This window comes from Luteolibacter rhizosphaerae (assembly GCF_025950095.1).
GTDB lineage: Bacteria > Verrucomicrobiota > Verrucomicrobiia > Verrucomicrobiales > Akkermansiaceae > Haloferula > Haloferula rhizosphaerae.
Map to the genome: position 1 here is coordinate 632,496 of NZ_JAPDDR010000001.1, position 18,117 is coordinate 650,612.

General features: G+C 61.8%; 15 protein-coding genes. 5 read left to right on the top strand and 10 right to left on the bottom strand.

What is annotated here, in order from left to right; genetic code table 11:
* Nucleotides 1-254: 254 nt before the first annotated feature.
* Nucleotides 255-821 (bottom strand): polysaccharide biosynthesis/export family protein, encoded by a 567-nt coding sequence (locus tag OJ996_RS02525; protein WP_264510811.1) that lies wholly within the window; start codon nt 819-821, stop codon nt 255-257.
* A 305-nt stretch (nt 822-1,126) separates the two neighbouring features.
* Here OJ996_RS02525 and OJ996_RS02530 point away from each other — a divergent pair, with 305 nt between their 5' ends.
* Nucleotides 1,127-1,621: an RNA polymerase sigma factor gene (locus OJ996_RS02530; protein WP_264510812.1), complete on the top strand. Its 495-nt coding sequence runs from the start codon at nt 1,127-1,129 to the stop codon at nt 1,619-1,621.
* 21 nt (nt 1,622-1,642) lie between these two features.
* Nucleotides 1,643-4,432, top strand: coding sequence for an Amuc_1099 family pilus-like system protein (locus tag OJ996_RS02535; protein WP_264510815.1), 2,790 nt, complete (start codon nt 1,643-1,645; stop codon nt 4,430-4,432).
* A 94-nt stretch (nt 4,433-4,526) separates the two neighbouring features.
* Here the strand turns inward: OJ996_RS02535 and OJ996_RS02540 are convergent, their stop codons facing one another.
* Together OJ996_RS02540 and OJ996_RS02545 are read right to left on the bottom strand one after the other, a co-directional pair.
* Nucleotides 4,527-4,679, bottom strand: coding sequence for a hypothetical protein (locus OJ996_RS02540; RefSeq protein WP_264510816.1), 153 nt, complete (start codon nt 4,677-4,679; stop codon nt 4,527-4,529).
* A 171-nt stretch (nt 4,680-4,850) separates the two neighbouring features.
* Complete coding sequence (locus OJ996_RS02545) at nt 4,851-7,241, bottom strand: tetratricopeptide repeat protein (protein ID WP_264510818.1); 2,391 nt, start codon at nt 7,239-7,241, stop codon at nt 4,851-4,853.
* A 230-nt stretch (nt 7,242-7,471) separates the two neighbouring features.
* Between OJ996_RS02545 and OJ996_RS02550 the strand changes: the two genes are divergently transcribed.
* Nucleotides 7,472-7,948: a terminase small subunit gene (locus OJ996_RS02550; RefSeq protein ID WP_264510820.1), complete on the top strand. Its 477-nt coding sequence runs from the start codon at nt 7,472-7,474 to the stop codon at nt 7,946-7,948.
* A 253-nt stretch (nt 7,949-8,201) separates the two neighbouring features.
* Here OJ996_RS02550 and OJ996_RS02555 read toward each other — a convergent pair whose 3' ends face one another.
* The 7 genes from OJ996_RS02555 to OJ996_RS02585 form a co-directional block, all read right to left on the bottom strand.
* On the bottom strand, nt 8,202-10,688 hold the full coding sequence (locus OJ996_RS02555) for a glycoside hydrolase family 31 protein (RefSeq protein WP_264510823.1): 2,487 nt from the start codon (nt 10,686-10,688) through the stop codon (nt 8,202-8,204).
* Nucleotides 10,689-10,739: 51 nt separating this feature from the next.
* The gene (locus OJ996_RS02560) at nt 10,740-11,144 is read right to left on the bottom strand and encodes a hypothetical protein (protein WP_264510825.1); all 405 of its coding nucleotides are present in this window, start codon (nt 11,142-11,144) and stop codon (nt 10,740-10,742) included.
* 172 nt (nt 11,145-11,316) lie between these two features.
* The gene (locus OJ996_RS02565; RefSeq protein WP_264510827.1) at nt 11,317-12,474 is read right to left on the bottom strand and encodes a hypothetical protein; all 1,158 of its coding nucleotides are present in this window, start codon (nt 12,472-12,474) and stop codon (nt 11,317-11,319) included.
* Between the two features lie 192 nt (nt 12,475-12,666).
* Nucleotides 12,667-13,062 (bottom strand): DUF4198 domain-containing protein, encoded by a 396-nt coding sequence (locus OJ996_RS02570; RefSeq protein WP_264510829.1) that lies wholly within the window; start codon nt 13,060-13,062, stop codon nt 12,667-12,669.
* Nucleotides 13,063-13,504: 442 nt separating this feature from the next.
* Nucleotides 13,505-14,299 carry an alpha/beta fold hydrolase gene (locus tag OJ996_RS02575; RefSeq protein WP_264510831.1) on the bottom strand — a complete coding sequence of 265 codons (795 nt, stop codon included), beginning with the start codon at nt 14,297-14,299 and terminating at the stop codon, nt 13,505-13,507.
* A gap of 78 nt (nt 14,300-14,377) precedes the next feature.
* Entirely contained in the window at nt 14,378-15,169 is a 792-nt protein-coding gene (locus OJ996_RS02580; protein WP_264510833.1) for an SDR family oxidoreductase, read from the bottom strand.
* 70 nt (nt 15,170-15,239) lie between these two features.
* A complete protein-coding gene (locus OJ996_RS02585) occupies nt 15,240-15,572 on the bottom strand; it encodes a nuclear transport factor 2 family protein (RefSeq protein ID WP_264510835.1) in 333 nt (110 codons plus the stop codon).
* Between the two features lie 89 nt (nt 15,573-15,661).
* Between OJ996_RS02585 and OJ996_RS02590 the strand changes: the two genes are divergently transcribed.
* Together OJ996_RS02590 and OJ996_RS02595 are read left to right on the top strand one after the other, a co-directional pair.
* Nucleotides 15,662-16,555: a LysR family transcriptional regulator gene (locus OJ996_RS02590; protein WP_264510837.1), complete on the top strand. Its 894-nt coding sequence runs from the start codon at nt 15,662-15,664 to the stop codon at nt 16,553-16,555.
* A 230-nt stretch (nt 16,556-16,785) separates the two neighbouring features.
* Nucleotides 16,786-17,826 carry an LLM class flavin-dependent oxidoreductase gene (locus OJ996_RS02595; RefSeq protein ID WP_264510839.1) on the top strand — a complete coding sequence of 347 codons (1,041 nt, stop codon included), beginning with the start codon at nt 16,786-16,788 and terminating at the stop codon, nt 17,824-17,826.
* Nucleotides 17,827-18,117 lie beyond the last annotated feature (291 nt).

The following is an 18,117-nucleotide window of genomic DNA, read 5'->3' on the forward strand; positions in this document are numbered from 1 at the left end:
GGCAGGCAGCCCTGCTGCCGTGAAGCCACATACATCGCCCGCCATCAAGGGGAAGTAGTCCCGTCTTCAGGCGGACGAACCACCCCTCACCGCCGTCGCACCCCACCTGTAGCGGAAGGACTCTCGTCCTTCCGGCGGCTCGCGCCTCCCCCTAGAGCGCCATCCGCTTCCCACAAAATATGTCCCCGACCACACCCTGCCGCCGCCCTCTTCTAAAGACATCTCAAGCAGGGCAGGGGAAACCCACCCCATCATCATTCGAAGAGCCCCTTCACACTCGCCTCATCTCCCTTCCACCGATCGGAGATCGCCCCGCGCTGCTCCACCTGTAGCGCATCGTTCGGCCTTAGCGGCAGGTTCTTGTGCTTCAGATTCAAGTAATCCAGCCAATACGACTTCCCCTCCCGCACCAGCATCACGTTTCGTCCTCCGAACTCATTTCGTCCACCCGCGGCATTGATCGCTTGGAGCAGGGTCAGCCCCTTGCGGTATTCGGAGTCTCCCGCATTCTTCACCTGCCCTCCCACGCTCACCATGCTCGCGGCTTCTCCCTTCTCCCCACCTACTATCGCCTCGATCTCAATTGCCGGTTGGGTGTAGATCCCTTGCTCCCGATAAGCCTTCTCGGCACTCCGCGCGAATTGCTCCGGAGTCAGCCCTTTCGCGTTGAGCAGCGTCTCGAGCATCGGAAGGCGCACCCCTCCGGATTGGCCCAGCTTGTAGTTCCCGTTCACTTTCTCCTGCTCCTCGCTACCCACACCGCGCAGCGTCAGCTTGATCGAATCGCCCGGGGCCAGCCCTTCGCCGAATCCATGGTTCAATAGAAGAAAACCGATGAGAAATTGGCGGCTTAGAGATGAACTGATGCTTCGCATGTAGAAGCTTTGTCGCGCAAAGTAAATATGGCAAGATCCAAGTTCTACCAGTTCCTCCGCCTTCCAAATTTCTACCCATCCGTGCCATCCGCGAAATCCGCGGTCGATTTCCCCCGGCTCTCCGCTGCTCGTTTCCGCCCCACCACCAAATCAAACAGACATCCCGCTAAGAAAAATGTCACAAAGGGGGTCACTGGTTTCAACAACTGTCGAACGCCATGCAAGCCCTCGCCATATCCCCACCCGAGCCCATGGACAGGAGCCGCTTCTCCGAACTGATCCGTCAGCACCACCTTACCCTGCTCTCCTACGCACGGGCGGTTGCCGGGAACGACGCCACCGCGCGCGAACTCGTCCAGGACTCCTTCGTCGCCGCCTGGCAAAATATCGGCCGCTTTGAAGTCACCCGCGACTTCGCCGCCTGGATGCGTGGCATCCTCCGGAACAAGTGGCGCGAGCACTGCCGCACCCATGCCCGCGAGGTCCCCTTCGATGAGGCCGCCCTCTCCGCCTTGGAAGAGACCCTCTCACCGCACCCTCAGGGGGATGCCGTGATCTTCGTCCGCCTGGAAGCCTGCCGCGACAAGCTTCCTCCGCCCATGGCCGAGGCCCTCCGCGTCTGCTACGATGAAGGCCGTACCAGCGAGGAAGCCGCCTCCCTTCTCGACCTGAATCCCGCCGCGCTCCGCAAACGTCTGGAGCGCGCCCGTGAAACCCTCCGCCTCTGCCTCTCCCGCAAGGCCTGAACCCTTTTCCCGTTCCTTTCCATGAATCCTTCTGAAGATCCCTCCGACCGCTTGGTCGATTCCCTTTTGCGCGAGCAGGCCCGCCGCTCCGCCGATGAGGAACTCCTCAAGTCCATCGAGGAGAAGCTCGACGCCGTAAGCCCCGCATCCGCCCAAGCCGAGCGTCCGCGCTCCGTCCTCAGCAACCCCGCTGTCATCGGAGCCTTGGCCGCTGTCGTTACTCTCGGCATGCTCATACTCGGTTCAGCCAATATGGCGATGAACAAAGCCAAGCGTTCCGAGCAGGTGGCGGCTCCCTCATATCGCGAGTCACAATTACGCGAACAGATCGTCCCCGAGAACGACCTCAAGGAGCTCCAACGCTCCGTCGCCTCCGCCAAGCCGGCTTCTCCACGTATCACCTCCAGCGATGCGGAGGGCTCGCTCGTCGTCCCGGATTCCTCCCTCAAGCTCGAGACCCTCGAAGCTCCACCCGCTGCCGCCCCTGCTGTTTCGAACCAATCCTTCGCCGATAACTCAGGAAGCGGTCGCGGCTCCGGTTCTGCCATGGGTGGCCCGCGTCATGATCTCTCTCAAGCTCCTGCTAAGGGAGACTCAAAGGACATCGAACAGAATATGCTTCTTTGGGGAACACCAACCGCTCCGTCGGATGCCCTTGCCGGTGCCGCCGCGGATAGCTTCGTCCTCCCCTCCGAAGCTCCCCTCGCCGAATCTCTCTCGGAGCCCGAGGCCAACGAACTAACGCAGCGCTCCAAAAATCTCCCCGGCAAGGCCAGAGCCCGGACCGACAGCGGACCCTCCCGCGAAAACTACGGCCGACTCATCGACCAGCCCTGGAAGTACCCGTGGCAGGAAGCGCTCTCGACCTTCTCCATCGATGTCGACAACGCCTCCTACACCAATATCCGGCGCATGATCGCCGAGGGCCGCCAGATCCCCGCGGATGCCGTCCGCATCGAGGAACTCGTGAACTACTTCGACTACCGCTACGCAGGCCCGCAGGGCGATGGCCCCTTTGCCGTCACCGGCGATCTCGCTACCTGCCCTTGGAAGCCCGGACACCTGCTCGCCCGCGTCGCCATCAAGGGTAAGGAGATCCCGAACAACTCCCGCCCTGCCTCGAACCTCGTCTTCCTCATCGATGTCTCCGGCTCGATGCAGTCGCCCGACAAGCTCCCGCTGCTCAAGCGCTCGATCCGCGTGCTGATCGACCAGCTCGATGAACGCGACCGCGTCGGCATGGTCGTCTACGCCGGCACCGAGGGCGTCGTCCTCGAACCCACCTTGCTCGATGAACGCGGCAAGTCCCAAGCCATCCAAGCCCTCGAGAAGCTGGAAGCAGGCGGCTCCACCAATGGCGGTGCAGGCATCCAGCGCGCCTATCAGATGGCTGCCAAGCACCTGGTCCAAGGCGGCACCAATCGCGTGATCCTCGCCACCGATGGCGACTTCAATGTCGGCACCACCGGCCAGGGCGCCCTCGTGAATCTCGTCAAGAACGGCTCCGGCAACCGCATCTACCTCAGCGTCCTCGGCTTCGGCACCGGCAATCTCAACGACGCCATGCTCGAAGCCATCACCAAGGATGGCAACGGCAACTACTTCTACGTCGACAACGACGGCGAGGCCCAGCGCGTCTTCCTCCAGAAGCTCACCGGCACCCTCGTCACCATCGCGAAGGACGTGAAGATCCAGGTCGAGTTCAATCCCGGCAAGGTCAAGGGCTACCGCCTCATCGGCTACGCGAACCGCATCCTCCGTCACGAGGATTTCAACAACGACAAGGTCGATGCCGGCGACATCGGCGCGGGCCACACCGTCACCGCCTTCTACGAGATCGTCCCGGATGGCGTGGACATGCCGGCCACCGGCTCGGTGGATCCCCTCCGCTATCAGAAGCCCCTCGAACGCGACGTCGTAGCCAGCGATGACTGGCTCACCCTCAAGCTCCGCTACAAGCATCCGGAAGGTGATAATAGCTCGCTCATCGAAACCACCGTCAAAGGCGAGCCCGTCGCTTGGCAACAGGCCGGAAACGACTTCCGCTTCGCCTCCGCCGTCGCCCTCTTCGGCATGAAGCTCCGCCAGCTCCCGGATGTCGCCGATGTCCCATGGGCCAAGGTTGAATCGATCGCCCGCCCGGGACTCGCCGATGACGCCCGCGAGCAGCGCAGCGAGTTTGTCTCCATGGTCCGGAAGACCGGTGACTACGATCCTTCCGTGGTGGAAGCGGAAGAGTCTACCCGTATGACCCCCGTCTGGACCGCTGCTGACCTCAGCTTCCTCGAAATGCGCAGCACCAAGTGGTACGTCACCTTCGGCCTGCAGTCGGAAGGAAAGTGGGCTCCCAAGCTTCTCGGTCAGGATCATCTTAAGAAACCCTTTAATAACCGCGTCAACCCCGCAACCATGCTCAACCCCGGTGACACCTTCTTCGGCGATGGCGCGATGCAAGGCCGCTTCAAGCTCATCGGCTTCACCGAGAGGGAAGTTTTCTCCAGTCTCACCGGCACCAGCCAGAATGTACAGGTCGCCATCTACGAAGACCTCAGCCCCGGTAAACTTGGCAAGCGCTACGAATCCCAATACGGCCTCCTGGATGCCGAGATCGACGCCGCCGCCTATGCCGATCATTCCGCCGTCATTGCCGTAAAAGGCTCCGAACGCACCCCCCTCGTCATCGGGGAAGGCAGCACCTTCGGCGCGAACAACCGCTACCTCCTCAAGCAAGTCACCGCCGACCACGCCAGCATCGAATACACCGACCAATCCGGCACCCTCAGGCTCCTCAACCTGCCTCTTCAAAAGTAGCCACACCGGGAGCGTCAGGCTCCAGCCTGGCCGAACCCACACTGATAGCTACTATCTCCATAGTAGCGATGCCTCCCGCCCCGGCCGCCGGATCTCAATTCATCACCAGCGTCACCCACACGGCCAGAACCGCGCCGATCACGGCCAATAGGAAAAAGGCAAGATGCTGCCAGAGGCTCATCGGACGCTTGTGAGGCAGCGTCGAGGCACTCCGACGGATACGGTACACCGGGGGAGGGGTGTGCATGGGGGCAGGCGGGTGGGGGATTGGGGAGCGAGGGAGATCGCGCGGGCAGCGCAGGGAGAGGGTGGGGGAGTGGCAACGCCGGATCCCCCCGGAGCCTGCGCTGCTGGCGGCCTTCTAGCAGAAATCCTGCCGCAGCCAAGATTTTTTTAAAATTCCGCCCTGTTACCCGACTCACTCCGGAGCCTTCCACTCCGGGAACTTCTCCTTCAGCTCCTTCCGGTACTTCTCCGCATCCGCCGTCTTCCCCACCGCCTCCAGCGACCTCGCCAGATGATGATACGCCAGCGGCGTCAGCTCGCGGTCGTTCGGATCGGCGAAGGTCACGGCCACCACATACGCCTCGTTCGCCTTCGCCGGATCCTTCTTCAGCATATAGGCGTCGCCCAGCAGCAGCCGCACCTCCATGTTCGCCCGGCCCTGCGGCCGCAGATCCTGCGCCTCCCCCGCGATCGCCAGCGCCTCGTCCGCTCGCTTCAGCGCCAGCAGCGCCTTGCCCTTCTCCACCATGATCTCCGTCTTCAGCGTCGGGTGCTCCTCCGCCGCCAGCGCATGATCCAGCGAGGCAAGCGCCGGTTCCGGGTTCCCTGTCTCCAGCTGCGCCTTCCCCAGCATCCGCCACACCGCCTTCGGCGTCGATGCCGCCTGCTTCGGATCCGCTACCATCTGCAGATATGTCGCCGCCCGCTCGTAGCCTTTCGCTTGGAAGGCCTGCGTCCCTGCCCAGGTCACCAGCGCCGGGGGTAGCTCCGCATCATACCCCTCCTTGATCGCGCGATCGATCTCGTCGCCCGTCGCCTTCGCATCCTGCAGCGAGTAATGTCCGGCCGCGATCATCAGCCCCGCCGGCTTCGCATAAGTCTTCGGATCCAGCTCCCGCGAGAGCTCGGCCAGCGGCAGCGCCTCCTTCACCTGCTCGCTCTTCACCAGCGCCCAGGCGACCCGGTAGCTCGCCAGCGCCCGCCGCTCGCTGCTCGCCTTCGGGAACTTCTCCAGGAAGCCCCGATAGCGCACGATCATTTCCGGCAGCTTCTCCTCCTTCGCCAGGATCTCCCCGGACTCGAAGTAAGCTGTCGCCTTCAGCTCGTCCGGCCCCTCGCTCGCGATCAGCGCATCGAAGTCCGCCACCGCCTTCGCCGTGTTCCCCGCCGCCTGATGCGTCAGCGCCCGGCTGAAGAGCGCCTGTGGCAAACGCTTCTCCTTCGGGAATCCCGCGATGAAATCGTCGAAGGACTTCAGCGCCCCCTTCAGATCCCCGATCTCCTTCAGGCACCGCGCGCGGTTGTAGAGCATCCCCGCTCGGTTCTCGCCGGATACCAGCTCCGCATTGATCGCCCGGTATGCCTTCGCCGCCTCCTCCGGCTTCTTCGCTTCCAGTAGCGCCTCCGCTTTGATCAGCAGCGCCGTGTGGATCTTCGGATCTTCCGCATGATCCTTCTGGTAGCGGTTCAGGAAAGCATCCACCTCGGCCATGTCGTGCGAGCCCTTCCCGCGATACGCGGAGAGCAGCCGCAGATAGCTCGCCTCGTAGGCCCATGCACCACCCGCCGGGTGCTTCTCCACCTCGTTGAAAAGTCGAGCCGCCTCCTCATACTGCTTCAGCTCGTAGCTGGATCGCGCCGCCAGCATCAGCCGCCGCGCATCCTGCTCGCTCGTTCCCGCAGCCGGGTCCGCCTTGTAGATTTCCAGCACCTTTGCGAAGTCCTTGCGATCGAAATGCGCCGCCATCAGCGCGAAGCGCGCGTTCTCGCGCGAGCCCTCCATGCCCGGCGTCTTCAGCACCAACTCCAGATACTTCGCGGACACGTCTTCCTTCCCCAGCTTCGCCGCCACCGCCGCCGCCTGCAGTGCCGCAGGCCCGCGCACCTCCGCCGCGCTACCGGCCCCCGCCGCTTCTTCCAGATAGGGCAGTGCCTCCTCCAGCTTCCCATCGTTTGTTAGAATCCTCCCCAGCGCCAGTTGGCTCGCAGTGCGGAAGCTGTTGTCCTTCGACTTGTCGGCCAGCACCTCGCGGTAGTTCGCCGCCGCCTTCGCATTCCCGTCCTTCACATGGTCGTAGGCCACCGCGGCGAAGTAACGGCCCTTCAGCCGGTCCCCCGGCGTGCTCGCCGCCTCCGCCATCAGCTCGTAGAGCGGTGCCGCCTGGGCGAATTCCTTCTTCTTGTAGTGTTCCACCGCCAGCCGGTTCGCCGCCACCATCGTGAAGGGCGACTTTCCGCCCCGCTTCACAATCTCGCGATAGCACTTCCGCGCGCTCTCCTCCTTGCCCAGCGCCGCATGGCTCTCGCCCAGATACCAGGAAGCTGCATCCGCATTCGGATGATTCGCGAACTGCCCCAGATACCCGCTCAGCACCTCCACCGCACGGCCGTAGATCTCCTTCCTCTGCCCCTCGTTGGCCGTCGCCTTCGCCGAATCGTAGAGATTCTTCCCGCGCTCGTACCAATCCTGCCCCGCATTGCCCTCCAGCGCCGGGTTCACCGGCTCCGCCTTGGGCGGTGCCGGTTCTTCCTGAGCCACGGCAGTGCCGGCAGCGGCGAGGCAAAGTAAAAGGCGAATCGTCACAACGACCCGATCATGACCGCGATCCGCCCCTTTGCCAAGGGGCGAGGAACCCTCCCTCGCCCCGCTAGTCCGACCGCCCCTCCGGCCCCAAAACCCTCGGAAACTCAATTCCCTCTCTTCTCTCCTGTTCAATTCTCCTCCCCGGATCCCAAACCACAAATTTCCCAATTGCGGCCGGCAAGCCTCTTTTCCTCACGGTTCCGCCCTCCTTCCTGATACCCTGAGCGGAAATGGACGACCAACCGACCCGATCCCAAAAGCCCCGCCCCATCAGCCCGCGCCAGCTCCAGTTCGCCCGCCTCGTCGCCGACGGCACCACTCAGACCGCCGCCTACTTCCAGGTTTACGGCAAGAAATCCAGCAAGGCCGACGCCTCCGCCCTCGCGCATCACCCCAACGTCGCCGCCGAGATTGCCCGCCGCCAGCGCGAGGCCGAAGCCCGTGCCGACTTCAAGCGCGAGGACATGATCCGCTACCTCGTCTCCATCCTCCACACCCCCATGAACGAGCTCAGCGATGCTCACCCTCTCGTTCAGGAACTCAACATCACCCGCCGCGGCGATGCCGACTTCATCCGCATCAAAGGCCTCGCCAAACTCGAAGCCGCCCGCCTCCTCTCCCAGATCATGGGCTGGCTCAAACCCGCCCCCGAACCCACTACCCCCGAAGAACCCGTCACCATCGTCCTCAAGAAAATGTGGGACTAGCCACTCGCGGCTCCGCCGCCTTGGACTGCGCGCAGCCTGCTGCCGCTTTCGGCAGGCAGCCCTGCTGCCGTGAATCCACCCCTGCCGCCCGCCACCACAAGGGTAAGTAGTCCGCTTTCAAGCGGACGAAGCCGTCTCCCATCCTGCTGACCCCGCGCCGGTCCCACCTCACCCAAGTCCCGGACCAGTTGCAACTATCCTATCCATCCCGGTCCCTATCCCTGACGGAGATTCCATCCTCCTCCCCGGGATCTCACTCCACGTTCGATCTCTCCCTCCCCGCATTCGCCACCTCCACCTCCACCGGCACCCATACCATCTCCACCTTCCTGAAATCCCGCGGCACCTTCACCCGGTACCTCCCATCATCCCCCCGCAGCGCCGCACGCTCCGCTCCATCCACGCTCACCACCAGCTCCGCCTCCGCGCTCCCGATCCCGCAGAAGCTCACCTCCACCGACTCATATCCCGGAGTCCAGGAACCCTTCCACTCCCGCGAGATCGCCACACGCCCCTCCTCACCCTCTAACAAAATCGTCGAGTCCCGGTAGACCTCCTCCTTCCACTGCTCCCCATCCCCCTCGTCCTCATACCAGCGGCTCGTCTCCTTACCGTTCTTCCACCAAGCCCGCAGCTCCGGCTCCGGATTCGCGATCTCTCCCACATGCTGCTGCAGTGGCCAGTGCGGCACCACCGCCCCGCCGCGGACAAACACCGGGATCCGGTCGATCGGACACTCGATCCAGATATCCGTCGCCACCGCCTTCGGCCGCGAGTCGTCGTGATACGCGAACCAATCGCCCTTCGGCAGATACAGGAAGCGACCTTCCTCGCCCTCCGCCATGATCGGCACCACATACAGATGGTCGCCGAAGAAAAACTCCGCGCTGCGCCAGTAGGCATCCGGATTCTGGTGATCCACCAGCGGCAGGGATCTCAGCATCGGCGTGCCCTCGCTCACATACTGCCAGAAGGCCGTGTAGATCGTCGGTAGCAGGTGGTAGCGCATCTCGATCGCCCGCCGCACCCAGTCTGTCGTGTCTTCGCCGAAGCTCCACGGCTCCTGCTCCCCGTGATCACCCGAGGAATGCGTGCGGAAGAACGGATGGAACACCGCCAGCTGCACCCAGCGCAGATAGAGCTCCGGCGTCGGTGTCTCGATGAAGCCGCCGATATCCGAACCGATGAAAGACATCCCCGAAGTGGCGAGCCGCTGGCATTGCGTGTTCGCCATGTTCAGGTGCTCCCAGCTTGCCACGTTGTCTCCCGTCCACGCACAAGCGAAACGCTGCGTCCCCGCATAGGCCGACCGCGTGATCGAGAATGCCCGCCGCCCCTTGCCCCACAGCTTCAGCCCTTGCCGCGTCGCCCGCACCATCTGCATGCCGTAGATGTTATGCGCCTTCCGGTGCGAGCAGGGATGCCCGTCGTAGTCGTGGCGCACATCGTGCGGGAAGGTTCCTTCTTCGAACACCGCGGGCTCGTTCATGTCGTTCCAGATCCCGCGCACGCCGGTCTCGCCGATCAGATCCTTGAACAGGGTCGCCCACCATTCCCGCACATCGGGTCGCGTGAAGTCCGGGAAGTGACACAGGCCCGGCCACACCGAGCCCTTCGCCAGCGCGCCGTCCTGCCGCCGGCAGAAGTAGTTCCTGTCGATTCCCTCGACCCACGCCGGGTAGTTCGGGTCGATCTTCAGCCCCGGGTCGATGATCGCCACGGTCTTGAAGCCCTCCGCCTCCAGCTCGCTCACCATCTTCTTCGGATCGGGGAAGCGCTCCGCATCCCACGTGAAGCAGCGGTAGCCATCCATGTAGTCGATATCCAGGTAGATCGCATCGCAGGGAATCTTCCGCTGCCGGAAGCCCCGCGTGATGTTCCGCACCGTCGCTTCCGGATAGTAGCTCCACTTGCACTGGTGGTAGCCCAGCGCCCACAGCGGTGGCATCTCCGCCATCCCTGTTAGACGCGTGTAGCGTTGCACGATCTCCAGCGGCGTCTCGCCGTGGATGAAATAGTAATCCATCTCACCGCCCTGCGCCTTGAAGCTGGTCACGTTCGGCTTGTCGTTGCCGAAGTCGAAGCCCGTGCGGAAAGTGTTGTCGAAGAAGATTCCGTAGCACAGGCCCCGGCACAGGCTCAGGTAGAAGGGCACGTTCTTATACAGCGGATCGGTGTCCCGTCCGTAGGCATAGGTGTCGCTGCCCCATAGCTCGAACTTCCGGCCTCGCAGGTTCAGGTCGCAGCTCTTGTCGCCCAGCCCGTAGAAATATTCCCCGTTCTGGCAGACCTTCGCCATCTTCACCACCTCGCCGCCGAAGATCTTGTTGTCCTCCCAGTGGAAACCTTTCTCGTCCTGGCAGAGAATCTTCCCCGAAACCGTGTCGGTGATCGTCGTCTTCAGCCCCTGCCGTGCAATCCGCACCGACAGCCTCCCGGTTTTCAATGCATAACCGTCCGCGAACTCGATCAGCTCGTGCGCCGGTAGCTCGCCCCGGAATGCCGGATCGATCGCATAGGAGAAGTCATCCTCGAAGCGCCCCTCCGGCGTGAAGCGGAATCTCACGATTCCCTCCGCCACCAGTTGCATCCGCATCAGCACCCCGTTGTCCGTCACGAACTCGAAGATCCCATTCCCCGGCCGCCGCGCCTCACGGATGCCACCGGGCGAGAAATCCACCACCGCCACCGCGGTCGTGTGCTTCTCCATGTAGTTGCCGGAAAACTCTTCGGATGCCATGCGTCTTATTTAGCACCATAGCCACTACAATGCCAACTCCTCCTGCCATCGCTACTCCTCCGCCTCTTTGATCCGCTTTAGAAGTTTCTGATACGACTCGAAATCCATCTTCATCGCGTAGCCCGGGAAACGCAGCAGCAACCCTGTGAATCGGTTTACCTCGTCTTCCGCCTCACCGGGCATCACGCTTGCCTTCAGAAAGCCTTCCATTTCCTTTCTTTCCTCTTCCGGCAGCGCCGCCGGATCCGCCACGAAGGCGAAGGCCATCTTCACCTGAACCGCCGCCCTCAGCTCGCTGCCATACTCCAGCAGATCCTTCCTGAATTGCTCCGATACCCCCTCCTTGTAGGGACCGCCGAATTTGGCGGCGAAGGGGTCTTTCTCCGCAGCCTTCAAAGGGGATGGTAGCAAGAACATCAGACCGGATACCAATGCGGTGAATACACGCTTCTTCATGATGGAAGGATCATTCGGCACTTCCCCAACTATGGCAAGTTAGAGCGCGCTGAACCCCTTGCCGAACATCATCGCCGGGACCATGCCAACTCCTAGATCCACCGCTACCCGGCAGCGCGCCGATCCCGGGTGGCTCTCTCCGCCGCTTTCCCGCCCTCCTCCGGAAGCCCTTTTAGTCCGGAAGAAGGCTGAACTCGTAGACCTTGTAGAAGCGTCGCGCGGGTGTCGGCTGTGGCAGCGTCTCCGTATAGCTCATGGTCCCGTTTCCTGTCGTGGGCAGTCCCAGCTCGAGCAATTCCCACACCGGGGCGGGATCTCCCGCGAGGGTGTCCGTGGCATACACGTCGTACTCGCAGTCCGCCCGGGAGTGCCACTCGATGGTCATGGTGGTGGCAGTCCTCACCAACGAAGAAACCCTCACTTTCCGCTCCTGCACCACGCTGAAGGAGATGGGGCCCTGCTCGACCACGTAGCCTTCATCCGTGAAGAGGACGGCGTAGTACAAACCCGCGGGCAGATTGAACTGCATGGAACCCTCCGGCACGCTTCCGCCGGCCGTCCGGGTTCCGTTCAGATAATTCCACTGGTCGGACACCTGCGCGCGAGGCGTCGCCGTGGCCTTGTAGATGCCGATCCACGAGTCCGGATTCGCCGTGGCGCCGGACCAGCTCACCTGCACCTGCTGACCCACCTCGTACTCCAGCCGGTTCAGCGAGAAGGCCGGGCTGTTCGCGCCCGCCACCATCACCAGCCGGTCCGCGGTGGAGACGCCGCCGTTTACCTTGAGCACATAGGTGGTGTTCACCGCGGGATTCACCGCCAGCGAGCTTTGCCCCAGCACGTCCACGGGCGGATTCGTTCCGTCCTCGATCGTCAGGCTCGTGACCAGCCCGGGATTTGTGATGGTCCAGGATAGTGTCACCGGAGCACCGCCGGCGAAGTTCGTGCTTGAGGTGAATCCCGTGATCTGCGGGTTCGGATTCACCACCGCGAAGTCCACCGGCGCGCTTCCCGGCATCACCCCGTAGCCGTCGTTCGCTAGGAACCATGCGGTCCATTCACCGACCCCGATCGGTGTGGGCGTCGTGAAATTGCGCGAGCCGCTCGCCCCCGTCACATAACCCCAACTGGTGGAAACCGGGTTTCCATCCGGCACGATCCCGCGCGGATAAATTCCGATCCAGTCTTTCGTGTTCGTGCTGCCGGTCCAGGAGCTGACGATCGTTTCACCGGGAGCGTAGCTTGCCTTATCGAGCTGGAACGTGGCCTGCGCGAACAAGGAGGAGATCGATGCAACGACAAATGCGAGCGATAAGAGGAGGGCCTTCATGACGACGGGTTTGGTCGGGGTCATCTCAAGATTGGGATGACCGCCCCATCTCGGGTAGGTGCATTTTCGCCGCCAGGGGCAGCAAAACGGACGGACTCCGAGCGCTATATCGATCTCATCGGCGAGATTGCCGATCGGGGGCGCTTCGCCAAGGTCTTCGGCAAGCCTCCATCGTGGCGCTGACTTCCGGGCTTACTTCACCTCGATCTTCAAGATGTCTGGCAGGCGCTTGGACTCCGAATGATTCTGGTCGGAGGACCCGATGCTCCCGTAGAGTTCTCCCTTCTGGGCGGCGGCGGAAGTGGCATAGCCGCTGCGGGTGGTGATTTGGAACGAGCCATCGGCTTTTGAGGTTCCGGTGCCGATCAGTTCTGGGGTCTGAACCGCGGCCCAGCCACCGAGCAAGCTTTTCGAGAACTTCTTCCCTCGCCGCTTCAACTCGATCTCCGCACCGCCGACCGGCTTCCCGGTGGACTCTCGCAGTATCCGGCCACTGTATGTTTCCGCCTTCATGCCGGCAGGCCAGTTGCGTTCGATCGAGCATGAGGCGAGCGGCACGCAAAGCACGAGGGGGGTCAGTCGTTTCATGGCTCCCCATCCTCTTCTGCCGGAAAGGGGACGGCAAGCGAGAGCTGTCACAAGTCTGAGGGCTATTTCAATATGGTATAACGCAGTCGGTAATGGAGGTTCTGTGCCTAGGTCCCCCTTCAGACCAGTATCCTCTCTTACTCGTCCGATCAGGACCTCCGCCTGATAACGCCCTGGCCATATTCGAGGAGGCTGGTAGTGCGCCGGGGACCTTGCTGCAGCTAGAGGTTCGCCCGGAGCATCATACCGGCCTCAGGCATACATCCGGTCGATAGTCAGCTTCAGAGGCGTCAGTGACCCAATGATGATGAGGATGCTCCCAACGACCACCCCGGCAATGAAGAGAATCGCGAAGCTGCCTGCATGCCGAATGGTCCTCTCGCGTTGTGCGGTTGAGGTAGTCAGGCCCCCTCACCGGTTCCGTCTGCTTAAATAGACGGCGTTATGGAGTTTCCTTCACAGAGTTGATCGCGGCTTTCTCGATGACCTCAGCCACATTCTTCGGCTTGGTAATGAATGGGACGTGGCTGGTTTTGACTTCCACCACCTCTGCACCGATGCGTTTGGCCTGCTTGTGCAGAAGCTTGGGAGCAATGGCCTTGTCCTCGGTCGCGACGATGAACCAGCTCGGTTTGGTCCGCCACGCGGCCTTCGTGAGCTTGGTCCCAAAGATCGCCATGTTGATGGGCACCTGTGAATCCCTCAAAAAGGCCGCGTCGGCATTGGAGGTATCGTTCGCGAATCCGAGTTTGATCTTCTCGAAGTTCACAAACCCGAAACCGTCGGCCCCCTGTTCGATCACGAACTCGGGTGGAGCGGGGATCTCCGCAAATTGATCGGCAGTTGACTCACCGGCGTCCGGCGCGAGGGCGGAGATGTAGACGAGGCCAGCCACCTTCTCATCGACTCCGGCCTCCGTGATCACGCTGCCACCGTAGGAATGTCCCACGAGGATTGACGGGCCATCCTGTCTGGCGAGGACACGCCTGGTAGCGGCAACGTCGTCTTCAAGCGATGTAAGGGGGTTCTGCACGATAGACACACGATACCCCTTGCGAGTCAGGATGTCATAGACGCCTCTCCAGCCCGAGCCGTCGGCGAAGGCTCCATGCACCAGCACTACATTCCTTACCGCCGGTGCATTTCCGTCCGACTGTGCGGCTGCGGGCTCGGCACCGATGTGGAAAAGAGAGGCCGCGCCCAGCGCCGACCATAGGGTCAAATCTTTCGCTTTCATTTTGTCGTAATTGGATCCCTCCGGTTGGGCGGAGGGGACTGCTGTTTGGTCGATGATCGATTGCGATCAGAGCGGCGGTCAGATCGTGGGGACCGTTCCTCCGTCGATGACGTAATCGGTGCCGTTGATGCAGGCAGCGCGATCCGAGAGAAGGAATGCGACGAGTTCCGCCACTTCTTCCGGCTGATTCGGTCGCCCGATAGGAATGCCGCCAAGGGCGGCCATCACATTCTGCTTTGCTTCCTCGATGGTGATGCCACCGCTTTCTGCCAGCCGCTGGAGAAAACCCGTAACATTCTCGGTGTTGATCCAGCCGGGAGATACCGACATCACGCGCACTCCCTTTGGCGACACCTCTTTGGACAAGCCCTTGCTGTAGGTGGTTAGTGCTGCCTTGGCTGCTGCATAGGCCAGCGTGGATTCAAAGAGAGGCAGGATGCGCTGGATGGAGGAGATATGGATGATGACGCCTCGCTTCTGTTCAATCATTCCGGGCAGGAGCTGCTTATCCAGCCGGACAGCGGCAAGGAAATTGAGGTTCAGCTCATGCTGCCAGAGGTCGTCCGTAAGGGCAGCGAAGCCACCGCCCGGCACATTCGAACCTCCGACGTTATGAGCGATCATGTCGATGCCGCCCCATGATGCTTTCACAGCATCCACCACTTTTGCGATTCCTTCCGGAGACGTGACATCAGCCGCGACGAAGTGGTCTGCGATCAAGCTGTCAGGTTCCTGCCGGGCGGTCACCATCACCTCTGCACCGCCACGCTTCAGGCGCTCGGTGATGGCTTTGCCGGTGCCTTGCGTGCCGCCGGTGACAAGAATGCGTTGCCCTTTGAACTCGTCAGGGATGTAAGCGAATTGGTTCATGATTATTTTCCGAAGCTAAGGTTGCTTTTGCGATGATGTAGGGTTCAGCGATAGCCGTGGTTGGCCCGACTCAATGAACCGCGAGTTCGGCGATTTTCTCGCCACTCAGGAGAAACTCGAAATCGAGTTCGACCGGACTTCCGGGGAATTGACCGGTGACGTTGACCGTGACCGCCAGCTTATCCCCCTTTTGCTCAGCTCCGACGACGCTTGCTTGAGGTTGATACGCTTCGCTCGAGTGCGAGACCCAGCTCCTGATTTGCTCGGTTCCGACGTGAGTTTTCCCTTCGTCGCGAACGGTCGCTTCGGGCGTGAAACAGGCGGCCGCCGATTCCGCATCGAAGCGGTTGGATGCTTCGATGTATCGGGTTACTGCCTCTGGTAGTTGTGTGTCTGCTTTCATCGACCGGAGAATACCTGAACCGCGGTTTCACACTCCAATGCCGTGTTTTTGGGCTTGCTCATACTTTTAGTATGAGCTCGGCTGAGAGGATGGAACTTCGTCATCTGCGTTATTTCATAGCCGTCGCGAAGCATGGTTCCTTCAATCGCGCCGCGCAGACCTTGCACCTCACGCAGCCTGCGCTCAGCAGGCAGGTGAAGGATCTGGAGGAAGAGCTTTCCGTGCCGCTGTTCGTGCGGGGGACAAACGCGGTGACGCTGACGGCCGCTGGCGATTCATTTTACGAGGAGGCGCGGGAGATCATTGCCCGCGTGGACTTGGCGGTTCAGCGCATCCGTAACCAGCCTCACACCGAGATCTTGCGCGTCGGCTACGCGCCTTCAGTCACAGCCGGCCTCCTTCCAAGTGTGCTGCAGAGGTTTCACGCGGAGTATCCACGCGTGCGCGTTGAGCTCACGGACCTTTTCCCGAAAGACATGATGAACAAGGCCAGAGACGGGGAGCTGGACATCGTCATCACGCTGGAAGCTCCCGGGTCGCCCGTGCCCCAATTTAGGTGGGAGGAACTTTCCAGGATACGCATCGTCCTGGTGATGCCAGCCAACCACGCGCTCGCTAAACTAAAGCGCATACCCCCATCCCGCCTGCGTGATATTCCACTCGTCGGCCTTGCCCCGGAGAGTTTTCCGGAACACGTGCCTTACGTTAAGAAGATCCTGAAGCCCTTCGACGTCCGACCCCATTTTGTGGCCTTGGAGCGGGACGGCGTCTCGACCATGTTCGCGAGCATCGAGGCTCTCAACGCAGCCGCCATTTTGGCAGAAAGCGCCGTGAGTTTCATGCCGCGGTCACTGGTTTGCCGCCCCTTTTTCCCGGCGTTTGACCCGGTGATTGCGAAAATCGGATGGTCCCAGAAGAACCCCAAACCTCACACGAGCGCGTTCATCGAGCTTTTGCGGAAAGCTAGCCGGCGCAAGAGATGAATCCTAAAAGCCTTGTAGGATTGTAATTGGTTCCCGGTGCCTGCGCTGACGCCATTCGGCTCTCTTTGAATTCCACTTGGAACTCGTGGTTTGCCGAACGGTTCCCCGGTCTGGTTCTCCGCGAAAAGGTGACCTCTCCGGGATGCGTCCCCGGTCCATGCCGGTTGCTACGTCAATGAACGAACACCGCTCGCGCTTGCACCCTAGGCGGAATGGGCAAGGCTCCTCCAATGGAAATCGGTATCGATAGCTTCGTTATCAACTCATCGGCGGCACCTGATGGCGGTGGACTCACCACCGCCGACCGCATGAGCAACCTTCTCGAAGAGATCGAGTGCGCGGACCAAGCGGGGCTCCACGTCTTCGGAATCGGAGAGCACCATAGGCCTGACTTTGCGGATTCGGCACCCGCGGTCATCCTCTCGGCAGCAGCGGGCCGCACCCAGCGTATCCGCCTCACCAGCGCTGTTACCGTTCTCAGTGCGCACGATCCGGTGCGCGTTTTCCAAGACTTCGCGACCCTCGACTTGGTTTCGAAAGGTCGCGCTGAGATGATCGTCGGGCGCGGTTCTTTCGTCGATGCCTACCCGCTGTTCGGTCTCTCCTTGGACGACTACGACTCGCTCTTCACCGAGAAGCTGGAGCTTCTGCTCAGGATCAGGGAGAACCCGATGGTTCACTGGTCCGGCAAGCATCGCCCGCGGCTCACCGGACAGGGAATTTATCCGCGTCCGATCCAGAACCCTCTGCCCGTCTGGCTCGGGGTCGGAGGCACGCCGGAATCCTTCATCCGTGCCGGTGTTTTAGGCCTTCCCCTCATGGTCGCGATCATCGGCGGCTCCCCGGAGCGCTTCCGTCCCTTGGTCGATCTTTACCGACAGGCAGGGGCACAGGCCGGTCATCCGCCCGAGCGTCTCACCTTGGGAGTCCACGCGATCGGCTACGTAGCGGAGAACAACGAACAGGCGGCGGAAGACTTCGCGCCCGGCTACCTCCGCAGCTTCAACGAAATTGGCAAGGAGCGCGGCTGGGGACCCACCACGCGGGCTCACTTCAACGCTGGAGCTTCGCCCCGAGGAGCCCTGATGGTCGGAGATCCGGAAACCGTCGCGAAAAAGATCCTCTCCTACGACGCCGAGCTCGGCGGCATCTCCCGCATGACCTTTCAGATGAGCGTCGCCTCACTACCCCACGATCAAGCGCTAAACTCCATCAGGTTGATCGGGAAGGAGGTGATACCTTTGCTGAAGGGGACGCACAGTGAAGTCTGACGCAACCCGAAGTAATTTTCCGCCCTCGGCCGTGGCTCGCGGGGTGAAATGTATTCCGCACGGTTTCGTGTCGTTCTGCATCGCCTAAGCAGCTCCTGGTTGCGGCTGCCATCGCGCCGCACGTCGGTGATCTTCTTGCCGCCATCGGCCTGCCGCAGGATGCGGGTCTTCTCCTCGGGCGTGTAGGGTTTTCCTTTTATGGTCGTGTTTAATCCGTGGGCTACGCTCCCAGACAAACACTCTCCTTGGCCCGAAGAAGCGAGGTCACGTTATGCCGAAATGGCCCAGCAG